We start from the raw sequence: 26,226 nt of genomic DNA, 5'->3' as shown, positions 1-26,226 counted from the left end.
TTTATTCAAAATTTTTATCAGAAAAAGGCGCAATAACCGTTTTTTCTGCTGAAGACAGCACAATATTCGTGGAAGGCGTTCCATAAGGCATCGCTTCATCGATAAATCGCTCCAAAGTTTCCACAGAGTAGGTCGCAATTTTTACTATATAACTAATTTCACCCGCTACCCGATAACATTCAAGGACATCAGGATGTGCATTACAAAAATTAGAAAGACTTTTACAATCAATGGATTTAAATAAAATAATGGCTTGTATAGTACGATTCATTTTTTTTAAATTAACCTTAGCATTATAGCCCTCAATAGCCCCCTGCTCCTCTAGCTTTTTGACGCGTTCAATAACGGCAGGAGATGATAAATGAACCTTTGCGGCCAACTCCTTCATTGAGATTTTCGCATTTTGTTGCAATTGCTTTAATATTTCTGTATCGATTCGGTCCATTTGTATCCACCTTTTTTTATAAACTGTATTTCGAAAATTTCCTTTGATAATAAAGTAAATCCTCTAAATAACAGTATACAACTTCTGTCTTTGTACAGCTTCCTTTACTACAATTATTTATATAAAGGAGGCAAAATCACATGACAAAAATATTATTACTATTAGCAAATGGCTTTGAGGCTGTGGAGGCCAGTGTTTTTACCGATGTACTAGGTTGGAATAAATGGGAGGGAGATGGTACAACAGAGGTTGTGACAGTAGGATTGCATAACCAATTACAATGTACATGGAACTTTAACGTAGCCCCTGAGAAATTGCTTCACGAAATTACATTAGAAGATTTCGATGCACTAGCGATTCCTGGTGGTTTTGAGGAAGCAGGATTTTATGACGATGGTTTTAGTGAGGAATTTCAGGCAATTGTCCGCCATTTCGATGAACAGAAAAAACCAATCGCTACGATTTGTGTGGCTTCCCTTATTTTAGGACACAGTGGGATTTTACATAATCGTCAAGCAACCACCTATAATCATCCAACAAGTAAACGATTAGCACAACTGCAATCCTACGGAGCAATCATTGTTAATGAGCGTATTGTGCAAACGGAGCATATCATTACATCGTCTAATCCTGGCACAGCTTTTGACGTCGCTTTCACGTTACTCACAATGCTGACATCCGAGGGAAATACATTGAAAGTAAAAGATTTAATGGGTTTTAAATAATTAATTGAAATGAAGCTGCCTCAATGTAATCGTTTGAGACAGCTTCGTTATGTTAATGATGTTTTATGAGTAATTCATGTAAGTTCGAGCCAAGTTTCTTATTGCGCGCGACCAATGAAATTGTTCTCATTTTTCCAAAATTCTCAATTGGTACAGCACATAGCTGGAGATGGCCGATATTCTTAGCCATTAACTCTGGTACGATGGTAATTCCCATTCCAGCAGTAACTGCGCCATAGATAAAATCGCCAAAATTCACCTCACTCACTATGTTCGGCTGATAACCTAATGCTTGTATTTGTGCAACGATATCCTTTCTTGTATCACAAGGGGCTTGGTGAACAATGAGTGGTTCCTCAGCCAGTTCTGAAAAATCAACGATTTGTCTTGAGTTGAATCGATGATTTAAAGGAAACACCACATAGTAGGCCTCCGTAAACAAATCGTAACTCCATATAGCTTCTCCAATATAGTTCGCATCCACAAATACTGCATCCAGCCTTCCCTTTTGTAATGATTGCAACAGCTCACTGGATGTATTTTGGATCATAAGTGTCATAGGGTTATCCATTTGGTTTATCTTTTGAGGTAAATAGTAAGTTGCTAAGCTAGGTAGGCTGCCTATCGCAATAGGGTTGCTTTGACTAAATTGCTGTAATTCCTCACGAATGGCAACTAATTCAGCTATAACTGGCGTAATGCGCGTATAGAAACGTTCACCAGCTGCTGTTAATTCAATCCCCATCGATGACCTATGAAATAATTCAATCCCAAGATTATTCTCTAAATTTTGTATATGTTTGCTCAGTGCTGGTTGTGAAAGATTGTTGACTTGAGCAGCTTTAGAAAAACTTTTTTGATTAGCGGCTTCAATAAAACTACGTAACCACTCTACATGCATAAAATTCACTCCATACCCTATAACGTTTTGTTATATCCTTATAAAATAATGATTGTTCCATATTCAATAGTTTTTGGTAACCTATTAAACATGCAAGGTGTTTCGATTATAACATATTGTTATAACTAATCTTCTAGTGCAAGGATTATTGGTAGCAAGTATTAATCGACAAATATTTAGCACCTGAAAGTTTAGGAGGTTTATGTATGAAAAATGTTTTATTATTATCATTTGGCATGTTTGCTTTGGGCTTTGATGCTTATGTTATTGCTGGTCTCATTCCAGGCATTAGTGAAACCTATCACAAAAATTTATCACAAGTAGGACAAGCTGTTAGCATTTTTACGTTTTTTTACGCCATATCTGCACCTATATTTTCTTCTTTGGTTGTTGGTCAACCTATTAAAAAAATCTTAATATGGTCTATGCTAGTCTTTACCGTAGCCAATAGTATGACAGCTTTAGCTCCGACATTTTCAATTCTTCTGTTATCGAGAGCAATTGCTGGCATTGGGGCTGGTTTGTTTTCACCATTAGCGGTGGCTGCATCTACAAAGCTCGTTTGTTCTGAAAAGAAAGGGAGAGCTCTAGGGTTGACAATAGGGGGAATGAGTATGGGAACAGTGCTTGGCGTTCCTTTAGGTATTTATATTTCTGAGTTCTATCATTGGACATCAACAATTTGGCTTTTAGTTCTCATTGGTTTAATGACTGTTATTTGTATGTATATATTTCTCCCAAATTTCCCAACTTCTCCTCCTCCAGCACTCAGTGAACGATTAAAGATGTTCCTCGATAAAAGAGTAACCGTTACTGTGTGTATAACATTTTTTGCTAGTATGGCTAGCTTAGGCTTGTACACATATCTATCTCCGTTACTAAAGGAAATTGCAATCTCTAATAATTTAACACCCTATCTTTGGGCATGGGGTTGCGGTGGCATGGTTGGAAGTTTAATGATTGGTTACTTAATCGACTTTATTAAAAAGCCAAAAGCGCTAGTTACGATTATTTTACTTATGTTAACGCTATCAATTATTTGTATACCACTCATGATTAACTTAACCACTTTAAAGTATGTGCCATTCTTTGTTTGGGGAGCGATGGGCTGGGCATGTCAAGCACCACAACAACATATTTTACTATCTTATCAGCCAAGTAATGGGCGTTCAGCGGTGGCATTAAACAGTTCTGTTAATTATTTAGGTAGTGCCATAGGTGCAAGCTTAGGTGGGATTGTATTATCTTTACAGCTGGGCACAATCACATTGATTTATTTTGCCGTTATTTCTATGCTATTCTCTCTATGTTTGCAATTTTATAGCATGAGAAACAAATTTAATGTAACAGAGTTCAGTAAAATATAAAAAATCAATGTCCGCAGTAATCGGTTCAGATTGACGAACAAAAGGTATTCGGAATGGTCAACATGCGAATACCTTTTGAAATTTTATCAGAAACAATAGCCCTATTAACGACAGTAGTACGCTATGAGTAACTATGTTCTGCCAATTTTGGACTTTGCCATGTCCAATTAGCTAGCTTCTTCTTCAAATTCTTGCTTGCAAAAGTAAGCATCCGCAAATACACGTTTCAATGATGCATAGAATTGTTTCATGTCGTAAATGATTGGCTTCTTCCTCATGATGGCCTAAATAGGACGCTCCATGATTTTCCGATGATTCTTACTTGTCGTACATGAAGCCACTAACGGACAACTTGCGCATTGAAGTGAATTGGATAGGATATACTCGTTGATTGGCATCCGCCTTTCGCTACAGAGCAAAGCTTCCTGCGGAAATAGTATGAGCGGAAGGCCCTGCAGTAGCGAAGCGATGAGGAGACTGAAGCCATGCCCGCGAAAAGCGATCGCTAAAGTGGAAATCAACGGTTCACACAGAAACTTCTATATCAAAAGAAAAAAGACTGTAGGCAAAACTCAAATTTCTTTGAGTTTGTCTACAGTCTGAACCGATCTCCTAAGAGATTGGTTTTTTACTTTAATATTGATTATTCAGCAGCTTTCGCGCGAAGAACCATTTGTAGGATACCACCGTGACGGTAGTAGTCTACTTCTACTTCTGAGTCGAAACGAGCTAAAGCTTGGAAAGTTTTAACTGTGCCGTCTTCAGATTTAGCAGTAACTGTTAAGATATCACGAGGTTTTACATTATCAGTAATGTTTACAGAGATTTCTTCTTTACCAGTTAAACCTAGAGAATCAGCAGATTCACCGTTTAAGTATTGTAAAGGAAGAACACCCATCATTACTAGGTTAGAACGGTGGATACGCTCGTAAGATTGTGCGATAACAGTTTTCACGCCTAGTAGGAATGTACCTTTCGCAGCCCAGTCACGAGAAGAACCCATACCGTAGTCGTTACCAGCAAGTACTACTAAGCCAGTACCTTGCTCTTGGTATTTCATACATGCGTCATAGATGTACTCTACTTCACCTGTTGGCCAGTAAGTAGTGAAACCACCTTCTGTACCAGGAGCTACTTGGTTACGGATACGGATGTTTGCAAATGTACCACGCATCATTACTTCGTGGTTACCACGACGAGAACCATATGAGTTGAAGTCACGGATTGCAACACCGTTTTCGATTAAATATTTACCTGCAGGTGTATCTTTACCGATTGCACCAGCTGGAGAAATATGGTCAGTTGTAATTGAGTCACCAAACTTCGCCATGATACGTAGGTCATTTAAGCCTTTGATAGCTTCTGGCTCTTTCGCAAGACCTTGGAAGAATGGTGGGTTTTGGATGTAAGTTGATTTGTCATCAAATGTGTAAAGAGACTCAGTTGATGTTTCAATTGCATTCCAAGCTTCGTTTGCTGTGAATACAGTTTCGTATTCTTTTTGGAATAATTCACGGTTAACGACAGTACCTAATACAGCGTTAACTTCTTCAGTTGAAGGCCAGATATCAGCGAAGAATACTTCATTGCCATCTTTGTCTTTACCGAATGAATCTTTTTGTAGGTCGATATCCACAGTACCAGCAAGTGCATAAGCAACAACAAGTGGTGGTGAAGCTAAGTAGTTAGCTTTTACAAGTGGGTGTACACGGCCTTCGAAGTTACGGTTACCAGAAAGTACTGAAGTTACGAATAAGTCATTGTCTTTAATAGCGTCTTCGATTTCAGGAAGTAATGGACCTGAGTTACCGATACATGTTGTACAACCATAACCTACAGTGTTGAAGCCGATTTGGTCAAGGTAAGTTTGTAAACCTGAATCTTCTAGGTAACCAGTTACTACTTTTGAACCTGGTGCTAAAGAAGTTTTTACCCATTTAGGTACAGTTAGACCTTTTTCTACAGCTTTTTTCGCAACTAAACCAGCAGCGATTAACACGTATGGGTTAGATGTATTTGTACAAGAAGTGATAGCAGCGATTGCTACAGCACCTGTTGGAATTTCTACATCACCTTCAGCAAATTTAGCTACAGAAGTTTTTGCGAACTCGTCTTCTGTTAAACCGAAACCTTGCGTACCTTGTGGAGCCACTACTGCTTCTTTGTAACGAGAACGCATTTCAGAAAGTGGAATTAAGTCTTGTGGACGTTTAGGACCAGAAAGGTTTGGTTCGATTTCAGCTAAGTTTACTTCTAAAACGTCTGTGTAAACTGGCTCTAATGATGGATCAAAGAACATGTGGTTAGCTTTTAAGTAAGCTTCTACAACCGCGATGTGCTCTTCTTCACGACCAGTTAAACGCATGTAGTTAAGTGACTCTTCATCAATTGCGAAGAAACCACATGTAGCACCGTATTCAGGCGCCATGTTTGAGATTGTAGCACGGTCAGCTAGTGGTAATTTAGATACGCCAGGTCCGAAGAACTCTACGAATTTACCAACTACGCCACGTTGACGTAATACTTGAGTTACTTTTAATGCTAAGTCAGTAGCAGTTGTTCCGTTTGGAAGATCGCCTACTAATTTAACACCGATAACTTCAGGAATTGGGAAGTAAGATGGTTGGCCAAGCATACCTGCTTCAGCTTCGATACCACCAACGCCCCATCCAAGAACGCCAAGTCCGTTGATCATTGTTGTATGTGAGTCAGTACCTACTACTGAGTCTGGGAATGTTTCGAATGTGCCATCAGCATTTTCGTTTACGTGTACAACTGGAGCTAAGTACTCTAAGTTTACTTGGTGAACGATACCAGTTGCTGGTGGTACAGCACGGAAGTTATCATAAGCAGTTTGAGCCCATTTTAAGAAGTTATAACGCTCAGCGTTACGTTCGAATTCTAGGTCCATATTCGCTTGTAATGCAGATGCGTTACCATATTTGTCAACTTGTACTGAGTGGTCAATTACAAGGTCAACTGGAATAGCAGGGTTGATTTTGCTAGCGTCTCCGCCCATTTCTTTCATTGCTGAACGAAGTGAAGCAAGGTCAACTACTACTGGTACACCAGTAAAGTCTTGTAATACAACGCGTGATGGTTTGAATGGTACTTCTGCTTCTGGATCAGCGCCATTACCCCATTTTGCTAATTCGTTTACGTGTTCTTCTTTGATAACATATGCATCATATTGACGTAAAACAGATTCTAATAATACTTTGATTGAGTAAGGAAGGTTTGAAACTTTTGCAACGCCAGCTTTTTCAATCGCAGCTAAGTCAAAATAGTTATAAGTTTTACCATTAACTTCGAATGATGCGCGGCTGTTGTGTAAATTACCTTGTGCCATTTGCGGATCCCCCTAAATATCTTTTTGAAAAGGCCTATGTAAAGCATCTTTTCTCCAATACCCATGATAACTCATTTTTATTCATAAGTAAATTACATTAATATTATCTTTTTCAATAAGAAATTCTTATCACCCTACATTCAAATCCAATATGCTTTAATTTTAAGAAGCCCATAAAACAAAGGATGTGCAAAAAACAACCCATCTACACCTATGTATTTATTTTTAAGGTGAGTAAGATGGTTGTTTTATAAAAGTGTGGTCTTCTTCCTTTAATTATTGAAGGTAAATGCTAAAAACAAGCCGCTCAAAGTTTATGCTATATAATAGTAGCATATATTCAGCATCGTGGTTGAAGGCAGTTTAAAGAACTTCATTAAGAAAGTTACGTGTATTGAACACAAGGCGGGAAAAAATCTTCTTACATCTTTTAGAGTTTTTTCTTAATAAATTTTTAAAAAGTGAATAAAAACACTAACATAATGGAGAATTAATCTGCTACACCCAAACAGACTGGTTGGTATGTAAGGAGGAATACATGTAATATGGATACAAAATTATTAATGATTTAAACTGCTACCACCCTCTTTCAGCAAAAAGGCTATAAAAGTGTGGGGCTCAGTGAAATCTTAAAAGCTTGTAACGTAACAAAAGGTGCACTCTACCATCATTTCCCAAACGGTAAAGAGGAACTATTAATTACTTGTTTACATGTCTTAAACGAAAAAATCACGATGGATATCGTTATCTATTTTTAGTGGGCATCTATCCACTAAAGAAGCAACACAAGCGGTGATTAATAAGCTAATTCACAACTTAGAATCAGAAGGAACCATTACCGGCTATACATTTAGCAGTATTGTCAGTGAGATGGCCACAGTGAGTGAACCAGTTCGCGAAGCTTGTAGTGCATTATATGAATATATTCAACAAATTTATTATTTGAAACTTGAAAATGAAGGCTTTTCGCAGGAATCAGCTTCCGCCATCGCCTTGTTGATGACAGCTTCGATTGAAGGTGCGATGATGCTTTGTTTAACGCAAAAATCTTCGCAGCCTTTAAAAACAATCGGCACACTATTACCCAGTATATTAAAGACGGTTTAAATAAGGTGACAACGAAATGAACTTAAAGCAAAAAATTATTTCAAGAAATCGTCTGTCTCCTTGCGGAATGTTGATAACAATAATTAGATTGGCTAAGATTTAGTTGTGCTGGTCATCGGCATGCTGTATTTTTGACTATTGCCAACTTAGGAATCAACCATGGAATATTTATGCAAAAGAAATATTTCTAAGACAAAAATGCAGGAGGAATTTTAATAATCCTCCTGCATTTCGCTACTATTTACTAGCGTTTAATGTGTTATTCGTTACAAGTGACTTTAAAATCACACTTAATTCTTGAATATGGTCAGTCGTCGTAGTCATCCTTTCAAGCATCTTATTTTCATCCTCTACAGAATGTAAAATCGCTCCAGTTGAGGATGCATTTTGCTCAGTTATCTGATTCAACTTTTCAATCTGTTCTTCTATATGTTCAAACTGCTTTATAGCACTGCTTAGTTCATTCATGCCTCTTGTTAAATCCATATTCGTAAGTGTAAAGGAGTTTTTTAATGTAGTGAAGAAACTACTAATATCTTGTAACAGAGTTTCACCTTGTTGTAATGCTCTTTCCCCATCTTCAGAACGTTGATGTGCTTCTGTTGATTTTTCAAACAATGTACGTGTTACATGCGTAATATTCACTGTAATTGTAGCACTTTCCTCAGCCAATTTCCGCACCTCGTCCGCAACAATGGCAAATCCTTTGCCATGTTCACCAGCTCTCGCCGCTTCAATCGCCGCATTTAGAGCCAATAAATTAGTTTGTTCAGCAATATGCTGTATACCCTTCAATAGCGTATCGACAGTTTGCAAGCTGCTTTGTAGCTCATTCACCGTTTCCGCAGTGGAATTCATAGCCTGACTCATTACACTTATTTGACCCATGGCTTGCTGCATTTTTTCCCAGCCTTCCACAACCTCCTGCTGTAAATCACTCGATTTTGATACGGTTTCCTTAGAAATCGAGAATGTTTCATTGACAAAATGCACGGATTCTTTCATCGTCCCATGGATCATTTGCAAACTTGATGCCTCTTGCTGAATACTTGCAGATATATCTTCGGTAGCTAAAAGAATCTCCTTACTTGAACCCGAAATTCGATGCATCGTATGTTGAAATTGCGTGACATGCTCATCCAGTGTATGACTACTCTTCTCGATTTCATTAAAAGTTGTCTGTAGCTGATTCAAGGAGCTCCTTACTTCATTTTGTTGTACAGCAGCATGTTCGATCAGTTCATTGCCCCACTTGGCAATTAAGTAAAAGGCGATAATCACCCCATTCATAATAGCTAGGAGCGTAATAAATACGATGATATCATCGAATGGCCCTAATAGTGATGCAGAATTAAGGATATACAAAATAACAAAACTAAAGTTTGTAAGGACACCAAAAAATACAATTAATTCTTTTTTAAAATACAACGCAATAATTGCTATGGTACAAAGTAAAATATAGTGCTTGTTCAATGAAAAGCTATCAAGTAAAAATAGTGTAAAAACAACACTTGAAGGTATCATGCCAAAAATAAAGCCCTTGACATAGGTTTTAATCGGTAAATAGTAATTGCATACAGCTAGCGCAATTACCATAAGTCCAATAAATAAGTAAGTAATACCTTTTGAAAGTATCATTGGCCCACAAATAAGAATAGCCAATATCGAAATGATAGCCAAATTGACGCGGTGAACTTTCCTTGTATCGTAGCGTATCTTATTCTCCATTTATTATCCCCCTAAAAAATGAATAGACATTCAGTTTATATTTCTATTATTATATAGTATAGTAGTTACTTTTTGTAGATAAAAAATGTATTTTAGAGAATTTTTTATACTAAATCGCAGAAACGAAGGGAGATAGTTAGATGGGTGGACTACAAAAAATTGCACCAAATTTTTATTGCATTGATACACATGATTTAAATCGAGAGGAACGCACGAGTTCCTATTTGCTAATCGATGAAAAGATTACGTTAATCGAAACATCTGCAAGTCCATCTGTTCCGTACATTATGGATGGATTGAAGGAATTAAATATTGCGTTAGAAGATATTCACTATGTCATTGTTACGCATATTCATTTGGATCATGCAGGGGGCGCCGGGTTATTTTTACAAAGCTGTCCAAATGCTACGTTAGTCGTACACCCTCGAGGCGTATCGCACATGATGGATCCGAGTCGATTGATTGCGAGTGCAAAGGCTGTTTATGGCACGGAATTTGACCGCCTTTTTGACCCTATTCTACCTATCGCGTCAGACCGTATTATGGAAATTGGACATGAGGATATTCTGTCATTAGGCAAGCATCAACTAACGTTTTATCATACAGAGGGTCATGCAAAGCATCATGTTTCGATGCATTATTCTGCAACCAATGGTTTATTTGTTGGTGATACAACAGGTGTTCGATACCCAGAAATGGAGGGTGAAGCAATAGATTTAATCATTCCTTCGACCTCGCCAAATCAATATGATCCTGAAACAATGGAAAAATCTATCCAATTATATGAGAAACTAAACGTCACGGAATTATATTTTGGTCATTATGGAGCGTACAAAAATCCACTTGAAGCTTATCGTCAAGTACGCTTCTGGACACCACTGTTTTTAGCTGCGGGAGAAGAAGCTTTAGCGGCATTCAACCTTATTGAAGAACAAGTGAAGTTTTTAGATAGTCGTTTACAAGCGATGTTACATCAATATTTACAAGAACATGATATTGCAGAAAATCACCCTGTTTATCAAACAATTCCTTTTGATACAGTTGTATCTGCCATGGGTATTCTCGATTACCTAGGTAAAAAAGACGCTGCACTACAAGGATAAATTCGACACTAAAAGAGCTGTCTCAATAGAAATTTGAGACAGCTCAGATTTTAGATAAACTCATGATTTCCGCTATGGCGGACATTTTTGGGGATGGCTTTGTGGAAGAACTAACTAGTGGCCTCCTTCGTTAAACTTCTTGTCTCGTAGCTTTTTGTTCTTTTAGCGACCTTCATGACGTTTGGCAAAAATATGTCCACCACTGAACTTTTCGGGAAATTTTTTGGACGTTCATATTATGAATTTCTTAGATGATGAAGCACAGAGAGAAAATCCTGTTTCCCCCCTATCTCACGAAAATTTCTAAATGGATTTCCGCTATCTTTTATACGCGCTAAAACGGTAGGGATAGTAAATTTTTCTGGGCGTAGCTGCTGATTTACTTCGTCCCAAAATAACGGCGTTGCAACTAACCCCATGTTATTCCCTCGAGTGGAATATGGCGATATGATTGTCTTGCCTTCAGCATGTTGCACATAATCTAAGTACAATTTTTTTTGCCTATTTTTCTTCAGACGCTCAATTGTATACAACTCAGGTCGTTGCTGGCATAAAAAAACACAGACAAATTCAGTGAAAATCCTTACTTCCTCATACGAAAAAGCATTCTCTGGTAACGGAATATACAATTGCAGGCCTTTGCCTCCTGAAGTTTTAACAAAGGATTGGAGTTTAAAATAATCAAATATTTCCTTTAACTGGCGTGCAGCATGGATAGCTAGTGAAAATTCATTGACAGAAGGAGGGTCTAAGTCGAAAACGATCTCAGTTGGTTTCTCTGTATGAATTGTTTGAAAAGGAATATGAAATTCGAGTGCAAGCTGATTGCCTAACCACAAGAGCGTCTCGATATTATTGCACACCATAAAATTAATGTCGGCTATTCTTGCGTTTGTCACATAATCAGGGAGCTTATCAGGACTACTTTTTTGATAAAAACTCTCCCCTGGTGCCCCATGGGGATAACGGATTAAAGTGAGCGGACGGTCATGAAGGAACGGCAATAAATAGGAAGATATCATTTGTAAATAGTGTAAATAACCATCTTTAGTAATGCCCATTTCTGGCCAAACAGGTTTATCTGAATGGGTTATCTGAACGTTTTCTGGAATCGGTATAAGTTGACGTTGCATTTGCAACCAGTTACATGCCTGTGGATTAATCTCTAATCTAAACGCATGAAATCTTGGCTCTCTTAATTTACTACCATCAAAATCAATACATGCTATGTCAACACAGATAGACGGCTCCAATTCCCATGTCTCATGCACCTTCGTACCGTTTTTTTGAAAGAAAGTAACTAAAATTTTCCGCTCTTCATCCGTCATACCGTGTCTAAAAATAACAATCTCTTTCAAATTCACCTGTTGATAAATACTACCATGAAAATAGCCATTTCCTTTATCATATTTGTGGACAATAACAGTGACATATCGCCAATTTTTAATTTTTAACCAATCCTTGGACCGTATGTTAGAAAGCCATTTGCTTGTCTTTTTTTTGGCTATTATCCCTTCGCCATTGTATGCGGTGATCGAGTGCCAAAGCGTTTCACTATCCTCAAAATTCTCAATGGCTTGGATGAGCCGCTCATCTTGATAGTTGATATTGGTTGGTAGCTTTAAGGTAGTAAAAAGTTTCGTTAATTGTTGTTTACGTGTTTTTAAATAGCGACTTGTTTGTATCTCCCCTTGCAGTTTCAATAAATCAAATACTACATAATGAAATGGAAAACGTTTGGCATGATCAGAGATAACTTCCCTATTTTGCATTCTTCCTCTTTTTTGCACTAGTGAAAAATCACTTTTAAAATGGTTTGTTAAATATACTAATTCTCCATCTAGCACTAAAGGTAATAAAGGTTTTATTTGATCATATATACGCATACAAAATTCAATAATCTCAGGAAATAAATGATTTAGTTCATTGTCGTTCCTACTTTTCAGAATGGGCTCTTCATGTTCCCACTCTAAAACGCAGCGAAAACCGTCATATTTCGTTTCGTAAAGCCACTCTTCTCCAATAGGCGTCTCTATTGTCTCCGTCAATAGCATGGGTTTCATGTTAACAACTTCTTTCATTCTTTTCTTTCAGTTTTTGACTATTTCTTTTTTAGATACATAAAAATAATGAAAATATAACATAGTAATAAAAAACGAGGTGACGCTATGCATACAGTCTGGAAAGGCAGTGTATCATTTGGACTTGTCAATATTCCTGTTAAACTCCATGCTGCCACTGAAAATAAAGACATAAAATTACGCCAGCTCCATAAAGAATGTCATACACCGATAAGCTATAAAAAAGTATGTGAGGGCTGTAGTCAGGAAGTGAAAGAAGAAGATATTGTGAAGGCATACGAATATGCAAAAAATAAGTTTGTCGTACTAGACGACGAGGAATTAGAAAACTTACGCAAGGAAAATGAAGATAAGGCTGTTGAGATTATTGATTTCGTGAAATTGCAGGAAATAGACCCTATTTATTTTGAACGTACTTATTTTTTATCTCCTGATACAACTGGTGGTAAGGCGTATACTCTTTTACGTAAAACATTAGAGGAATCTGGAAAAATAGGCGTTGCTAAAATTACAATTCGTTCAAAAGAGCAGTTGGCTATCGTACGTGTCTATCAAGACGCTCTCGTAATGGAAATCATCCATTTCCCTGACGAAGTAAGAAGTGTCAGTGATGTCCCCAATATTCCAAGCGAACAAACCGTTGTTCAAAAAGAGCTGGATACCGCTCTCATGCTAGTAGAACAATTAACAACCATATTTGATCCAGAAAAATATACGGATGAATATCGTACAGCTCTAATGGAATTAATTGAAGAAAAGAAAGCAACGAATACAATATCAGCTAGCGATAAACGGCCATTACCCGATAATGTTACCGACTTAATGTCCGCGCTCCAAGCGTCGTTAGATAAAACAAAAAAACCGAGTACAAGAAAAAGAGCTACAAAAACAAAGAAAAATGCTTGAGGACTTATCCTAAAGCTCCCTATAACAAATAAAAATTTCGCGACACTCCTCCGGAACAGCTTATAACTTATAGAGACTATAAACTCTACGAAGTTTGCTAATAGCCCACGGAGAAGGCGCGAATTTTTTGTTTTTCTCCCACCCACTTTTTTTCAAAAATACAGAACATACATTTGTATAATTTGCTATAATTAATACAGAAAATGGGGGTATATGAAGATGCTGAAAATAAATATAAAAGAACGAATGCAGCATTATCAAGTAGCTGGATTAAGTTTTTCATTAATTGAAGAAGGTCAAATCAGTAAAACGGAGCATTTTGGATACCTTGAATCAGGATCCGATAAAAGAGTTGATGACACTATTATTTTTAATGCTTGTTCCATTAGTAAATTTTTAACAGCCCTATTAGTGATGAAATTAGTAGAACAAGGTTATTTCCATTTAGATGAGGATGTAAATAATAAACTGTTATCGTGGAAAGTACCTGAAAATCATTATACTAAGGTAAAAAAAGTGACATTACGTAATTTACTTTGCCACCAGTCAGGGATAAAAGATCCCCCTGCTAGTATTAGTGAATTGCAACCGATGCAAGCATACCCGACAATGTGCGAAATTTTGAATGGGCAAAGCTCCTTTTGTCATATGCCCATTGCTGTGAGCTACGAGCCTGAGCGTGAATTTCACTATTCTGATGCGGGTTTTTGAATCATTCAGCAATTGATCGAGGACGTAACTGGCAAGCCCTTTAGTCTAGTAATGGATGAATTCATTTTTACTCCGTTAAACATGAAAAACAGCGTATTTGCGCCAAAGCTGCATGACACGGAACAATATGCATTAGCTTGTGGCCATCATAGAAATGGTGAGGTAGTGCCAGGTAAATATCCCTTTTATCCATACCAAGCAGCATGTGGTCTATGGACGACATGCAAAGATTTAGCGAATGTAGTTCTTGAATTAATGCACGCTTTAAAAGGCGTAAGTAAAATTGGCATCTGTGCAAGCCATGTAAATGACCTGATTCAGCCACAAGGCTGTAAGGAGTGGACTGGACTCGGTGTATTTCTTGATGGTTCACAACAAGAAATTAAGATTTCTTCTCTTGGCTGGGGCATTGGATTTCAATGTATGATTGTGGCATATCCTTACAAAGAAAAAGGCTTTGTTATCATGACCAATACAGATTTAGGCATACACCAAATGGAAGGTATAATTGGTGAAATTTATAACGCCTTCATGGTATAAAAACAAGGCTGTTCCAAAAATTAAAACCCGTGTAAACTCCTGCGAATCATTTTGTGATGAATGGTGCGTAAAACGTAGTGACCGGAGCAAGTAAAGCAAGAGCAAGAGACCCCTCAACGATTGCCAAATGGAATGAAAACTAAAGTCTTCATCCTGTGACAATCTATTTGTGCAAAATTGTCGTGTCAACGAAACGTCCTCCACATAATATCTCCGTGACCACCATCTAGCTTGTATTGCAATCTGACGATTTTGTAAGATTGGCGTAACATAATTCGTTACTACTTCATTTGAAACTCCCGTATACTTTGTTGTATCAGTTAGGAGGAGAAGGAATTGCAACCAATTGATTTAAACAAAAGAATTCATACATTAGATTATTTAAGAGGATTTGCACTATTGGGCATCATTTTAGTTAATATCCCAGCACTTATGTGGATTGAACCACCATCAACATCAGCTGATTTAGCCTATAGCCATTTTTTAGCTCTTTTTGTTGAAGGCAAATTCTTTACAATCTTTTCGTTTTTATTTGGCGTAGGCTTTTATATTTTTCTATCACGTGCAGCGGCTAAAAATGAAAGAGCGAATCGATTATTTTTACGAAGAATTGCGATATTATTTTTATTTGGCATCATCCACGTATTTTTCCAACCAGGAGAAGCGTTAACAGTCTATGCTATATTTGGTTTAATTGCCTTACCGTTTTATAAAGTACGTAAAGATATCAATCTAGCTTTAGGGCTCATTATTTTAGCGTTTACTGCTTATTTTGGTATAAAAATTGCCATGCCATTCCCGTTAATTTTACTTGGATTAGCAGCAGGACAGTATCAGCTATTTGAAAAAATAGAAGCTCATAAAAGAATGATAGTTGTTTTTACAAGTATTATGTTTTTACTAAGCTTGGGTGGATGGCTTTATCAATGGAGTTATGTACCTGATGCAATAATCCCTTCTTTTGACAATATGTCAGAGGAAAAATTAAATGAGCATATAGCTAATATAGAAAATTTTACATTAATCGGGATGCAAATTAGTCCGATTGTTTCGGCATTCTATGTAGGGACTCTCGTTTTATTATTGCAATATCCCTTTGTTCAATTACTATTATCCCCATTAAGAGAATATGGTCGCATGGCTTTAACAAATTATTTAGGGCAAACTGCACTTATTTTAATAATTGGACATACATTTCATTTAATATCAAACATTCACTTAATTTCATCACTCTGGATTTGTATCGGTATTTATACTGCGCAATTGCTATTCAGTAAAATCTGGTTGAAATCCTTTAGATTTGGGCCGATAGAGTGGCTATGGCGCATTGGGACCTATGGGACAGTGCCCCCACTATTAAAAACGAAATAACAGCGCACAATGATTTTCACTTCTGTATTTTTTGAATATTCTTCTAATTTATGATAATGTTTATAATTATTAACTATTGAAGAGGTACTTATATGGCAACAATTGAAGATTTTATGTCTCTAGATATGAGAATTGGTACGGTTATCCAAGCTGAAGAACTTCCTAAGGCAAAGGTTCCTGCAATTAAAATGAAAATTGATTTTGGTGAAGTGATGGGAATCAAACAATCTTCAGCACAAATTACGAAACGATATAGTCCAGCAGATATCGTCGGCAAACAAGTAGTAGCAATTGTAAATTTCCCACCTCGTCGAGTGGCAGGTTTTAAATCCGAAGTTCTAATAATCGGTGGAGTTCCTACAGATGGCGATGTTATTTTGTTAACACCCGATCAAGAAATACCAAATGGCACTAAAATTAGTTAATACCTCAAATCGCGGAAGCCTCAATAAGATGATATGGCGTTAACACAAGGATTGTAAGTTAATGATATCCCGTCATTTAGCTAAGCTGAATTGAATCGATAGCGCGCAGTGGCTTTGGCTATTCAATGATAATTCTCAATTCACCTGTTAAAATTTTCTTTAATGATTTTTTGGGGCCTTATTAACAGGTTTTGTTCTTCATATGTTATAATGCTTTTACTGACTAACCTTAAAAGGGTTTAAAACAATTTTGCTGTAGCGAGTGACGACGCTACAGCATTTTCATTTCATTTACTATTTTCCTTTTGTGCCTCAAGTAATTCAGGAATTGTAACAAATTTATATCCTTGCTTTTCAAGTGCTGGCAGGATTTTTTTCAAAGCTTTTACCGTTTGTTCGCGATTTCCCCCACCGTCATGAAAAAGCACGACATTGCCTTCCTTCACACCCTCTAACACAGTATCTACAATTTGATTAACTCCAGGACTTTTCCAATCCAGAGTATCTAGATGCCAAGACCACATAACTACTTTATAGCCTTCCTTTACAATTGCATCAATCATGGCATCGGTATATTGTCCTTCTACTGGTCTGAATAAAATCGGCGAATACCCGCTAATACTATAAATGGTATCATGTGTCTGTTTTATTTCCTTTATTAAGTTAGGAACGTTCGTTTTTAATGGATGTGTATAAGTGTGATTAGCTATTTCGTGGCCTTCTTCATACATTCGTAAAACTACTTCAGGGTTTTTTTCAGCATTTTGGCCCACAACAAAAAATGTTGCTTTTGCATCGTATTTGGCTAATAAATCTAAAATCTCAGGCGTGTACTTTTTATGCGGACCATCATCGAAGGTTAAGGCAATAATTTTTTCTTGTGTTTTTACTTCCCACACAATTTGCCCTGCTTCTTCATAATACTTTCTTCCTTTATCTGCGGATGAGCTTTCACTTGCATAAAATATGGAGATAACCAAAATACATAGGGGTATTAAAAATAGATAAAATCTTTTCAAGTTATCACTTCCCACACAATTTATTTAGTTCTTATTATTTGTTCATTCATCTTAAAAATGCTTTAATTTTTGCATTAATAAATGTTTATATTTTAAATAGTTGTATTCCTAATCACTGGAGATTTACGAATCCTTCTATTTTATATGTTCCCTCTCAGTCTATAGAGTCATCATTGACTTGTGCGCAAGCATTTAATGTTTTGCAGCATCCGTTTAGTCATTAAAAAATACTTATAGCATAAAATAAATTGGATATGTCATTATGACTGAGGTAATTAGTTTGCATGAAAATAACAAAAGATTTGGTCAAAGTGATCGTAACTTAACACTTCAGGCAGCTGAGCTAGCCGTTGTCGGTGAAGTATTATCCACACTCGGAGATACAATATCGACTATTTCAACAGTACTTGCATTAGAAGCAGAACTTCAGCAACAAAATGAAAAAGAAAATGATAAGAAAGATAATAAAGACATGCAAAAACAAATTGACTATTTAACCACTGAATTAGAAAATCTTAAGAACCAAGTCAATAGACATTACCCTCGTGGAAGATAGTGTAAATCATTTCTCTGCATGAATGCCTTCACCCTTCAAGTGTTATTTCCACACTCGCTTGCTACGAGCGCTCACTTTTAGCAAGTAGTGGAACCACTCCAACTTGGCATTGATTTCATTCGATTGATCCGCAATTTGATTTTTGTGAAGCTGTATTCCACAGACTTGTCCTGTTTTTTTACCAATGCTGTTAGGCTCGATGGGTACTGTCGACAACAAATACAACTATTTTAAGAAATAGTGGCGATTCGATAAAAAAACGGACATTAGCATAAACCTTCAAACAAAACCCAATACATTACCATTACATAAAATTCGAGGCTGTAGCGTTTTCTCACGACTATAGCTTTTTAATTTATTTAATCTATTTCACAGGCAAATGGCTAGACAAAACAGCTATCACATCATATTACTAATAGTGTAAAGCTAATTAAACCATATACCTCCAAACCTTGGGGTCACTTTCGTCCGAGTGATCCTTTTGTGTTTTATTCCCCACCCTACATCAATCACATTAATTTTTTCATTAAATTTCAAAACAAAAGGGACTTTTGATTAGATGAATCCCCCCCTCTTTTCAGCAGCAATACATACTATAGGTTGTAGAAAAGAGGGGATTTTTATGGGATACTCCGGAAATGTAGGTAATTACAACAACAATTGTTATGACGGAGGCTATGACAAAGGCTATAGTGGTTCAACATTTGCTCTAATCGTTGTATTATTCATTCTACTAATTATTGTCGGCGCTACTTTCATGCGTGGTCAGTATTAACTCGTCCAGTTTTTTGTTTTAAAAATTGACCATTCACTTGTACTTTTCGGTGACAGGTTGCGCCTTCATTTGGTTAAATCAATAGTCACCTCCCCTTTTACATGTTGTAATAATAGTCGTGTAATGCTAATCTGCTGGCCTTATACACTCCTGTTATGACCAAAGGGTCACTATCCAGCTTAGTGACCCTTCGACTAGTTTTATTTCCTCACATAGTTCAGTAATGAATGATGAAACCTTTTTAATAGCATCCGTAAACTTATTAGAACCCAAAACATGAGGTGACGTAAAATGATTGTTGGATTTATTACTTGTATAGTTCTTGCTGCAATTATTAGTTTTATGGGTTATCAAATCCATATAAAAAAGAAACTGTGGCTTATTGCAGGTTATCAAGAAGAAAGTTTTACTGGCGATAAAGATCAACTTGCTAAACTATTTGGTATTTTCTCTTACATAGTAGGTATTGCTACTTTCCTATTACCTTTCGGGCTTGAGTACTGGGGATTCATTAGCAATATTATATATGCCGTATGTATATGTGTAGGTTCAGTAGTCATTTTGGTATGGAAACAAATTATTAATAAACAAATTAAAGAGTCTTGAGAAGGCTCTTTTTATTATGCTTGACTCTTCCATTGTTGGTTCTGAACTAGAAGAAATCGATTATGTATTTATCACCGCTAATTTAAAATCAATCAGTAGTGGTTATATTGTGAAAATGTTTCATACATTAAAAACGAAGCATCAAATTGAACGATTTTCAGCTCATATTCTAAGACAATCTTATGTGAGTATTTAAATTGCTGAGGGTACTGCAGTAACAACAGTAGCAAAAATTATTGGGGACAAAATTGGGGTACAATGAGGGATACAAAGTACATTTGCACCCCTCAAACTTTGGTATATCAGTATTTATAAGTCTATCTAAATATATTATGTTCATAGAGAAAATCATAGGAAAGATCGACAAACAAGTATTCATGTTCATTAATGGCAATCGAAAAGGTACGTGTAATTTCGCCTGTCTCAATATCTCGATAAAGTTCCGAAATTTCCCCACTTTGATCATTTCTCATTTTAATAATCGTTTGTAGGAAATATGGACGCCAACTCCAGTTTTTATTGATTGCACTTGGTTGTAATTCCCACTGTCCCTCTACACGCATCACGTTTGGCGTTAGCTGAAATCCGTCCTCATTACAAATATATAATCGGAAAGAATAGCTATCTAACAGCTGTGCTAAATGTTCTAAATGGGCAATGTTATCACTAGAAGGTTTGACACGATGGACAATTGCCTCTAGCTCCTCCTGCAACTTCTTTAGTTCAAAATACTGCGCCTCAAGCATTTTCTTTTCTGAGGTAATGAATCGCTGACATTCTTGTTTAAATCTTTCCTTCAGCACATCCTTTTCCACAAAAGTTATAGCTGCATTTGCCAAGTAAGATCCTTGGTAGAAACGTCCGCCATTTTTCCAGGCAAATTGCAGTTGATATACAGTCTCGATACCTTCAAATAATAAGTTCGCGCCAATTTTATAAGCTAAACTTCCAATTGCTGAAATCATGTCTGATTGGGCTGACCATGAATCATAATTTAAGTCACGAATATTCACTTTTAAAATCTGTGGAGAAAGGAGTGCAATGTGCTCTAAATGACTTTCAGCTCCTACCTCCTGTACAGCAATTTTTACACCGTACGTTGTAAAATAGCGCAGTGCATGATGTAATTTATTGATATCCCCTAAAAAGCGATGTTCAGACACAACTAACACAATGCGATGTAAATCTTCTTCTTGTAAATATTGTTGAATAATATTGAAATGACTTTCACCGAAATCTTGCATCAACAAATTGGGGTTACTTGGAATATAGATATCAATTTCATTTGGTACTTCCGCTATTTTTGCTAAAGCAGCGTGCAAAATTTTATGTTCCATATCAATTCTATATTCTTCTGGAATATCTTCATTATTCACAAAATCATTTAAGTTAATTTGTTGACCTTCAATTTGTAAATGTCCGGAAATTTCGTAGGCAATCACCGTATGCGCATCTGCGCTAAATATAGGTTGAAAATACCCATGTATTTGATCTAAATTTGTTAACACTTCAATTGCATCCATTGTCGAAACCTCCATACTTGAATAACCAAGCTACTGTTATTCAAAAATAACATCACATTCACAGTTCATTAAATGAAAAAGCTCTCTGACTGTATAATAATTTGTTTATAGGAAATTCGCAACTTCACATGCCGTTATTTAGAAAATATATGCTTTATATTTATTGTGTCACTAATACTTTTTCCTGTTGCTTATACGGGGCAAGCTCGGGTTGACATACCCAGCTCAAGCCAAGTGTTCCTTCCCCTGCATGAACGCCAACACATGCACTCAGTGGCAGAATATGAAAAGTGATAAGTGGGTAGGCTTTTTCAAGTGAAGCTTGCCAACATTTAGCACCTTCTGCATTGTTACAGTGAATAACAGCCACCTCGGGAATAATACTTGACTCTACATCTATATTTAACAGGTTTTCTACATATGCTTTCGCTTTAGTTGCTGTCCGTATTTTTTCTTTCACCACAACTTTTCCATTATCAAAGGAAATAACGACTTTAATGTTTAAAAGGTTGCTTAAAAAGGCCTGTGTTCCTGTTACCCGTCCACTTTTATGCAATTGCGATAAACTCGATGGGATAAAAGATAATTTACTGTGGTCTGCAAGCTCATTAATTCTTTCTACGATAGCGGCAGGTTCAAAGCCCTCTTTTTCTAATTGCTGCCCCAGTTCAATCATTTTCATCATTGGAAAAGAGCCAATTTTTGAATCGACTGGGTACACTTCAAATTGTGCTTGCTCTGCAGCTGTGAAAGCGCTTAAATAAGTGCCCGATAAATGCTGTGATGTATGAATAGCGATTGCACAAGCATAGCCTTGTTGCTTTAATGATTGATATAATTCCACCACTTCACCAATGGCAGGTTGCGACGTCTTTGGATGTGTTTTAGCAGTGCGTAATTTGTCGTAAAACTCATCATGTGTCATATCAACAGTTTCACGTAATGCCCCTTCTTTAAATACAATGTTTAGTGGTAATACGTGAACTTGATTGTCCTGTATGAATTTTTCGTCTAACAATGCTGCTGTATCTGTAACCCATGCAATTTTCTTTTTCATTAAATGCTGTGCTCCTCGTCTATCGTAAAATATTATTATCTATATAACTTATGCAACTATACATAGAGAGTACCATGATGAATAGTGACATTTATCATACTCGCTTAATTTATTTACATCATTCGACATTATTCCGACAATTTTCTTAATAAAAAAAGCAATATGCCCGCAGTATGTTAACGATACTACGGGCATATTACCTTGACTATTCAGACATAAAGAAATACCAGATACATGCAATAACGATGAATGATAAGAGAACTGTAATCGTTACGCGTAACGGTGAAATCGGGGCATCGCCACCTACACGGCCTGTTTGTCCATTCACCATAAAGCGGTAAATTTTCTCTTTATAGCGGAAGGACGATAGCCAGATTGGTAACATTAAATATTTATATGTAATGTCATCATGGGTCGTAGAGAAACGTAAATTTGACACAACGTCGGCGTTTTTTTCTCGACGGATTTTCATTGTTATTTGCGCATTTAGCTGATCTTGGATTTCCCTCTTCGCCTGATGCCAGCCATCCTGTAAACCTATGCTATAACGTTCCGATAGAAAACCTGTCACATACTCAGGCTTATAGGATTTATTATTGAGCAAATTAAAGGGTTCGATTTTACGCATCATCTCTCGATCATATCGAGTCGTAGCACTTACTAAATGATCATCGATAAATTCCTGATAGAAGCCACTTGTCGAATACCAATCTGTCTCCGTACGCGTATTGCCATCTTTATCTGTCACGGTTCGATGTTTACCATAGCTAGCCGAATATCGTGAACTAGTTTTTGTATCGAACGTCCAATACGGTAAATAAACACCTTTAAAGGAATCTGGCTTTGCACTAATTTTCGCAGCTTTTGGTGTAAACCATCTTCCTTTAATCCATTTTTGAAAATGAACCCCTGCTTGCTTGTCTGTCACCTCAAATGTACAAACCCCATTTGGCGCAAGTGTATTATCTGCACTAGCCTCCATTACTTGGTTGGAACCACAGTAGGGGCAACTGTCGGCGACTTGTAATGCATCGTAAATCGTCTCTGCTGCACAGGCTTTACAAATAACAGTTTTTTTCTCAACACCCCAATTAAAATTTCCACGTTCCTCAGCTTGTGCAAAATCCATTTCCTGTGCAACTTTGTCTTCTTCTTTTTCTGGGATGGCAATCGCTGTTTCAAAGCCACAATAAGGGCAAGTTAACTTCCCTGTTGCTGGGTTAAATTCAATGGATGCACTACATGATGGACATTCAGCGTCGAATTCAAGCTTAGCCTCTTTGACGTTTTCTGCTTCTTGTGTCGTCATCATTAGTCATCCCCTTACTTACTATCATTTTCATCGAATACATCGCCACACTCTGGACAGAATTTAGGTGGGTTGGCCGCATTTTCTGGCTCCCAACCACATTTATCGCAAGCATATTGTAATGCGCCAACTGGTTTTTTTGCCCCGCATTCGCTACAGAATTTTCCTTTGTTGGTTGTCCCACATGTACATGTCCAGCCTTCTGCCATCGGTTTTGATGCCCCGCAGTTTGAACAGAACTTGCCAGTATTTTCATGCCCACAAGCACATGTCCATGCACCGGGCGCCGCCGTTGATTGTGCCTGCATTGATTGTGGCATTTGCGCTTGTTTATGTTGCTCGTTCAGTTGGAATAGCTGTCCTGCATTGACGCCGCCAGCTTGCGTCGCCATGTTCAAGCCCATAAAGCCCGCCATTGCGCCACCTTCATTTTTAGCAGCTGCAATCATTGCCTCAGCCTGTGCTCCTGTTAAATGAGCGGCTGCCATACCAGGATCACGCATCACTGCGTTCCGTTGTAATTGTTTTAGCATTGTTTCATCTTCTTCAGATGCTTTTAAAGAACTTATTCCGAATGATACAACTGCCAGCCCTCGTGTTGCTAACCATTTTTCTGATAACACCTTATTTAATGCATCTGCTAAGGCAATTGTATGTGCTGGTATTTCACTGTAACGTACACCACTTGCTGAGATTTGCGCGAAGGCCGGTTGTAATGCCGTCATAAGTTCTGTTTTTAATTGGCTGTCAATGGCATCACGTGTGAATTCACGTTCCACATTCCCACATACATTTGTATAGAATAATAATGGGTCAACAATTTTATACGAATATTCCCCATGACATCGTATAGCGATATCAATATCTAAACCAATGTTTCTATCTATGACACGGAATGGAATAGGAGCGGGTGTACCATACTTATTGCCGATAATTTCCTTTTTATTAAAGTAATACACGCGTTGATCCTTTGCTGTTTCACCGCCAAATGTAAATCGTTTTCCGATTTGTTTAAACGTTTCCATAATGCTCGTAGAAAGGTCATTACCATACATAATTGATGGCTCTGTTGATGTATCATATAGATATTCCCCAGACTCGGAAGAGAACTCCACCACTTTTCCTTGCTCGACAATCATCATGCATTGACCTTCATTAATCGCAATAATGGAGCCATTACTAATAATGTTATCATTCCCTTTGTTTGAACCACGTTTAGAAGAACGCTTTACACCCTTCGTTACGAGAACGTCTGCTGTTAGCGACTCACAGTAGAAATATTCACGCCATTGATCCTCTAATACGCCTGCTAATGCACCAATGCCTGCCTTTAATAAACCCATATTTATTCCCACCTTCAAAAATTTACTTAAGCTCATTTTATCATTAAAAATAATTTGCTCACTATTGTATTACGCAGGAAAGGACATTTTGTTTCATTAATTTCAATCAATCGAAACCCCTTCTTGTTTATTTCTAGCCTCCGATGAAATAAAAAAAGATGCTGCACAAAGTGTACAGCATCACTGATTAAGCAAAAGCTTCGATGGCTACAAGAATCCAAGCGACAATAAATAACATACCACCAATTGGAGTTATAGCTCCTAATTTCTTAACGCCCGTAACTGCAAGCATATATAAACTGCCTGAGAAGAAAATAATGCCCGCAAACATTAAATAGCCCGCCCAAGAAAGCATACTAGATGTCCCTAAAAGAACATCACTCGATAACATACCAAGTACAAGTAGACCTAATGAATGGTACATATGATATTGCACGGCTGTTTCCCAAATCGCCGCATAGCGTGGCGTCGAAAATTTATCTTTTAATGCATGAGCGCCGAAAGCACCGAGTGCCACCCCAAGACAAGCCATAATAGCGCTTAAACCTAGTAAAATTTCCATGTGCTGTTCACCTATTTTTGCTCAAGAGCAATTTCTTTATATTTTGCATCCCAAACAGCATCAATTTTACTCAGAGAGACAGGTCTTAGCGTTTCTTTATGAGCTAAAATATGTACTGACTGGGCAGTAGCAGCAACTGTGCCATCCTCATGTAAAATCTCATAGCCGTATGTTGTCCGTAAACGGTCGTGTTTTTCCACCCATGTGCGCACTGTTGCTACCTGGCCGTAGTGCATAGCTGCCTTATATGAAATGGATAAATCCATCACTGGCGATACATAGCCTTCTTTCTCCAACGCGGCATACTCAAATCCCGCATCGCTCACTAGTTGTGTTCGTCCAATCTCCATCCAAATGATGTAGTTTGCGTGGTACACAACGCCCATCTGATCCGTTTCGGCATATCGAATCTCAATCTGTTTTTCACTTACAAACATTTTCTTCACCTCGCATATCATTATAGCGTAAAAATATTGATTTGGCGGGGTTTTTGCTCTATTGATTAGAAAAGATAAAAATTCTACTTTTACAAAAATTTGAAATTTCGTTTTAAAAAATATTTGGTAATAAATATTAGTTTCCGTTTTCACCCGTTGTACCCCACTTAATTGGGGTACAAACTGGGGTACACCAAAAATAAAAATTATATAACACCGGGCAGGTGCAAATGATTAATTAAAAGAAAAAATCACTCAATTATCTTCAAGTTTTAATCCA

Annotated in this window: 24 protein-coding genes and 1 pseudogene; 13 read left to right on the top strand and 12 right to left on the bottom strand. The window is 37.2% G+C overall.

Annotated elements, in window-relative coordinates:
• Position 1 precedes the first annotated feature (1 nt).
• Positions 2-445 (bottom strand): Lrp/AsnC family transcriptional regulator, encoded by a 444-nt coding sequence (locus C9J31_RS11610; protein ID WP_107951585.1) that lies wholly within the window; start codon positions 443-445, stop codon positions 2-4.
• Between the two features lie 140 nt (positions 446-585).
• Between C9J31_RS11610 and C9J31_RS11605 the strand changes: the two genes are divergently transcribed.
• Complete coding sequence (locus tag C9J31_RS11605; protein WP_107951584.1) at positions 586-1,170, top strand: DJ-1/PfpI family protein; 585 nt, start codon at positions 586-588, stop codon at positions 1,168-1,170.
• 52 nt (positions 1,171-1,222) lie between these two features.
• Here the strand turns inward: C9J31_RS11605 and C9J31_RS11600 are convergent, their stop codons facing one another.
• Complete coding sequence (locus tag C9J31_RS11600) at positions 1,223-2,071, bottom strand: LysR family transcriptional regulator (RefSeq protein WP_107951583.1); 849 nt, start codon at positions 2,069-2,071, stop codon at positions 1,223-1,225.
• Between the two features lie 206 nt (positions 2,072-2,277).
• On the opposite strand from C9J31_RS11600, the gene C9J31_RS11595 reads away from it, so the two are divergent.
• A complete protein-coding gene (locus C9J31_RS11595; protein ID WP_107951582.1) occupies positions 2,278-3,438 on the top strand; it encodes an MFS transporter in 1,161 nt (386 codons plus the stop codon).
• Positions 3,439-4,081: 643 nt separating this feature from the next.
• Here C9J31_RS11595 and acnA read toward each other — a convergent pair.
• Complete coding sequence (acnA, locus tag C9J31_RS11590) at positions 4,082-6,787, bottom strand: aconitate hydratase AcnA (RefSeq protein WP_107924361.1); 2,706 nt, start codon at positions 6,785-6,787, stop codon at positions 4,082-4,084.
• Between the two features lie 611 nt (positions 6,788-7,398).
• Here acnA and C9J31_RS23660 point away from each other — a divergent pair.
• Positions 7,399-7,545 carry a TetR/AcrR family transcriptional regulator gene (locus C9J31_RS23660; protein ID WP_238602225.1) on the top strand — a complete coding sequence of 49 codons (147 nt, stop codon included), beginning with the start codon at positions 7,399-7,401 and terminating at the stop codon, positions 7,543-7,545.
• A 34-nt stretch (positions 7,546-7,579) separates the two neighbouring features.
• Positions 7,580-7,894: an LmrA/YxaF family transcription factor gene (locus C9J31_RS23655; protein WP_238602224.1), complete on the top strand. Its 315-nt coding sequence runs from the start codon at positions 7,580-7,582 to the stop codon at positions 7,892-7,894.
• Positions 7,895-8,131: 237 nt separating this feature from the next.
• Here the strand turns inward: C9J31_RS23655 and C9J31_RS11580 are convergent, their stop codons facing one another.
• Entirely contained in the window at positions 8,132-9,622 is a 1,491-nt protein-coding gene (locus C9J31_RS11580) for a methyl-accepting chemotaxis protein (protein WP_107951581.1), read from the bottom strand.
• A 140-nt stretch (positions 9,623-9,762) separates the two neighbouring features.
• Between C9J31_RS11580 and C9J31_RS11575 the strand changes: the two genes are divergently transcribed.
• Positions 9,763-10,725, top strand: coding sequence for an MBL fold metallo-hydrolase (locus C9J31_RS11575; protein ID WP_107951580.1), 963 nt, complete (start codon positions 9,763-9,765; stop codon positions 10,723-10,725).
• A gap of 236 nt (positions 10,726-10,961) precedes the next feature.
• On the opposite strand, the gene C9J31_RS11570 is transcribed toward C9J31_RS11575, so the two are convergent.
• Positions 10,962-12,788 carry a DNA ligase D gene (locus C9J31_RS11570; RefSeq protein WP_107951579.1) on the bottom strand — a complete coding sequence of 609 codons (1,827 nt, stop codon included), beginning with the start codon at positions 12,786-12,788 and terminating at the stop codon, positions 10,962-10,964.
• Between the two features lie 105 nt (positions 12,789-12,893).
• On the opposite strand from C9J31_RS11570, the gene ku reads away from it, so the two are divergent.
• The 4 genes and pseudogenes from ku to csaA all read left to right on the top strand — a co-directional run bounded on the left by ku (position 12,894) and on the right by csaA (position 16,759).
• Positions 12,894-13,712 (top strand): non-homologous end joining protein Ku, encoded by an 819-nt coding sequence (ku, locus tag C9J31_RS11565; protein WP_107924365.1) that lies wholly within the window; start codon positions 12,894-12,896, stop codon positions 13,710-13,712.
• 213 nt (positions 13,713-13,925) lie between these two features.
• Positions 13,926-14,963: pseudogene (locus C9J31_RS11560) on the top strand (serine hydrolase domain-containing protein).
• Between the two features lie 336 nt (positions 14,964-15,299).
• Positions 15,300-16,334: a DUF418 domain-containing protein gene (locus C9J31_RS11555; RefSeq protein WP_107951578.1), complete on the top strand. Its 1,035-nt coding sequence runs from the start codon at positions 15,300-15,302 to the stop codon at positions 16,332-16,334.
• 92 nt (positions 16,335-16,426) lie between these two features.
• Positions 16,427-16,759 carry a chaperone CsaA gene (gene csaA / locus C9J31_RS11550; protein WP_107951577.1) on the top strand — a complete coding sequence of 111 codons (333 nt, stop codon included), beginning with the start codon at positions 16,427-16,429 and terminating at the stop codon, positions 16,757-16,759.
• 287 nt (positions 16,760-17,046) lie between these two features.
• Here the strand turns inward: csaA and C9J31_RS11545 are convergent, their stop codons facing one another.
• Positions 17,047-17,778 carry a polysaccharide deacetylase family protein gene (locus tag C9J31_RS11545; RefSeq protein ID WP_107951576.1) on the bottom strand — a complete coding sequence of 244 codons (732 nt, stop codon included), beginning with the start codon at positions 17,776-17,778 and terminating at the stop codon, positions 17,047-17,049.
• Positions 17,779-18,040: 262 nt separating this feature from the next.
• Between C9J31_RS11545 and C9J31_RS11540 the strand changes: the two genes are divergently transcribed.
• The 4 genes from C9J31_RS11540 to C9J31_RS11525 all read left to right on the top strand — a co-directional run bounded on the left by C9J31_RS11540 (position 18,041) and on the right by C9J31_RS11525 (position 19,911).
• On the top strand, positions 18,041-18,334 hold the full coding sequence (locus C9J31_RS11540; RefSeq protein ID WP_238602223.1) for a hypothetical protein: 294 nt from the start codon (positions 18,041-18,043) through the stop codon (positions 18,332-18,334).
• Between the two features lie 622 nt (positions 18,335-18,956).
• Positions 18,957-19,109: a YjcZ family sporulation protein gene (locus tag C9J31_RS11535; RefSeq protein ID WP_107951575.1), complete on the top strand. Its 153-nt coding sequence runs from the start codon at positions 18,957-18,959 to the stop codon at positions 19,107-19,109.
• Between the two features lie 291 nt (positions 19,110-19,400).
• Positions 19,401-19,715, top strand: a complete 315-nt coding sequence (locus C9J31_RS11530) for a DUF3784 domain-containing protein (RefSeq protein WP_107951574.1) — start codon at positions 19,401-19,403, stop codon at positions 19,713-19,715.
• Positions 19,716-19,731: 16 nt separating this feature from the next.
• On the top strand, positions 19,732-19,911 hold the full coding sequence (locus C9J31_RS11525; protein ID WP_054768124.1) for a hypothetical protein: 180 nt from the start codon (positions 19,732-19,734) through the stop codon (positions 19,909-19,911).
• A 121-nt stretch (positions 19,912-20,032) separates the two neighbouring features.
• Here C9J31_RS11525 and C9J31_RS11520 read toward each other — a convergent pair whose 3' ends face one another.
• From C9J31_RS11520 to C9J31_RS11495, 6 genes are all read right to left on the bottom strand, one after another.
• On the bottom strand, positions 20,033-21,238 hold the full coding sequence (locus tag C9J31_RS11520; RefSeq protein ID WP_107951573.1) for an EAL domain-containing protein: 1,206 nt from the start codon (positions 21,236-21,238) through the stop codon (positions 20,033-20,035).
• 160 nt (positions 21,239-21,398) lie between these two features.
• A complete protein-coding gene (locus C9J31_RS11515) occupies positions 21,399-22,295 on the bottom strand; it encodes a DegV family protein (protein WP_107951572.1) in 897 nt (298 codons plus the stop codon).
• Positions 22,296-22,500: 205 nt separating this feature from the next.
• Complete coding sequence (locus C9J31_RS11510; protein WP_107951571.1) at positions 22,501-23,604, bottom strand: TFIIB-type zinc ribbon-containing protein; 1,104 nt, start codon at positions 23,602-23,604, stop codon at positions 22,501-22,503.
• 14 nt (positions 23,605-23,618) lie between these two features.
• Positions 23,619-24,947, bottom strand: a complete 1,329-nt coding sequence (locus C9J31_RS11505; protein WP_107951570.1) for an SPFH domain-containing protein — start codon at positions 24,945-24,947, stop codon at positions 23,619-23,621.
• Positions 24,948-25,134: 187 nt separating this feature from the next.
• A complete protein-coding gene (locus tag C9J31_RS11500; protein ID WP_107951569.1) occupies positions 25,135-25,509 on the bottom strand; it encodes a DUF423 domain-containing protein in 375 nt (124 codons plus the stop codon).
• Between the two features lie 11 nt (positions 25,510-25,520).
• On the bottom strand, positions 25,521-25,946 hold the full coding sequence (locus C9J31_RS11495) for an acyl-CoA thioesterase (protein WP_054768127.1): 426 nt from the start codon (positions 25,944-25,946) through the stop codon (positions 25,521-25,523).
• Positions 25,947-26,226 lie beyond the last annotated feature (280 nt).

It is taken from the genome of Lysinibacillus parviboronicapiens (assembly GCF_003049605.2).
GTDB classification, from domain to species: Bacteria; Bacillota; Bacilli; order Bacillales_A; family Planococcaceae; genus Lysinibacillus; species Lysinibacillus parviboronicapiens.
The sequence above is the reverse complement of the archived record's forward strand: the minus strand, read 5'-3'. Positions and strand labels throughout refer to the sequence as shown.

Coding starts and splice junctions, on each gene's coding strand:
- C9J31_RS11610 (WP_107951585.1), bottom strand. CDS start 445: ATGGACCGAATCGATACAGAAATATTAAAGCAATTGCAACAAAATGCG.
- C9J31_RS11605 (WP_107951584.1), top strand. CDS start 586: ATGACAAAAATATTATTACTATTAGCAAATGGCTTTGAGGCTGTGGAG.
- C9J31_RS11600 (WP_107951583.1), bottom strand. CDS start 2,071: ATGCATGTAGAGTGGTTACGTAGTTTTATTGAAGCCGCTAATCAAAAA.
- C9J31_RS11595 (WP_107951582.1), top strand. CDS start 2,278: ATGAAAAATGTTTTATTATTATCATTTGGCATGTTTGCTTTGGGCTTT.
- acnA (WP_107924361.1), bottom strand. CDS start 6,787: ATGGCACAAGGTAATTTACACAACAGCCGCGCATCATTCGAAGTTAAT.
- C9J31_RS11580 (WP_107951581.1), bottom strand. CDS start 9,622: ATGGAGAATAAGATACGCTACGATACAAGGAAAGTTCACCGCGTCAAT.
- C9J31_RS11575 (WP_107951580.1), top strand. CDS start 9,763: ATGGGTGGACTACAAAAAATTGCACCAAATTTTTATTGCATTGATACA.
- C9J31_RS11570 (WP_107951579.1), bottom strand. CDS start 12,788: ATGAAACCCATGCTATTGACGGAGACAATAGAGACGCCTATTGGAGAA.
- ku (WP_107924365.1), top strand. CDS start 12,894: ATGCATACAGTCTGGAAAGGCAGTGTATCATTTGGACTTGTCAATATT.
- csaA (WP_107951577.1), top strand. CDS start 16,427: ATGGCAACAATTGAAGATTTTATGTCTCTAGATATGAGAATTGGTACG.
- C9J31_RS11540 (WP_238602223.1), top strand. CDS start 18,041: ATGACTGAGGTAATTAGTTTGCATGAAAATAACAAAAGATTTGGTCAA.
- C9J31_RS11535 (WP_107951575.1), top strand. CDS start 18,957: ATGGGATACTCCGGAAATGTAGGTAATTACAACAACAATTGTTATGAC.
- C9J31_RS11530 (WP_107951574.1), top strand. CDS start 19,401: ATGATTGTTGGATTTATTACTTGTATAGTTCTTGCTGCAATTATTAGT.
- C9J31_RS11525 (WP_054768124.1), top strand. CDS start 19,732: ATGCTTGACTCTTCCATTGTTGGTTCTGAACTAGAAGAAATCGATTAT.
- C9J31_RS11520 (WP_107951573.1), bottom strand. CDS start 21,238: ATGGATGCAATTGAAGTGTTAACAAATTTAGATCAAATACATGGGTAT.
- C9J31_RS11515 (WP_107951572.1), bottom strand. CDS start 22,295: ATGAAAAAGAAAATTGCATGGGTTACAGATACAGCAGCATTGTTAGAC.
- C9J31_RS11510 (WP_107951571.1), bottom strand. CDS start 23,604: ATGACGACACAAGAAGCAGAAAACGTCAAAGAGGCTAAGCTTGAATTC.
- C9J31_RS11505 (WP_107951570.1), bottom strand. CDS start 24,947: ATGGGTTTATTAAAGGCAGGCATTGGTGCATTAGCAGGCGTATTAGAG.
- C9J31_RS11500 (WP_107951569.1), bottom strand. CDS start 25,509: ATGGAAATTTTACTAGGTTTAAGCGCTATTATGGCTTGTCTTGGGGTG.
- C9J31_RS11495 (WP_054768127.1), bottom strand. CDS start 25,946: ATGTTTGTAAGTGAAAAACAGATTGAGATTCGATATGCCGAAACGGAT.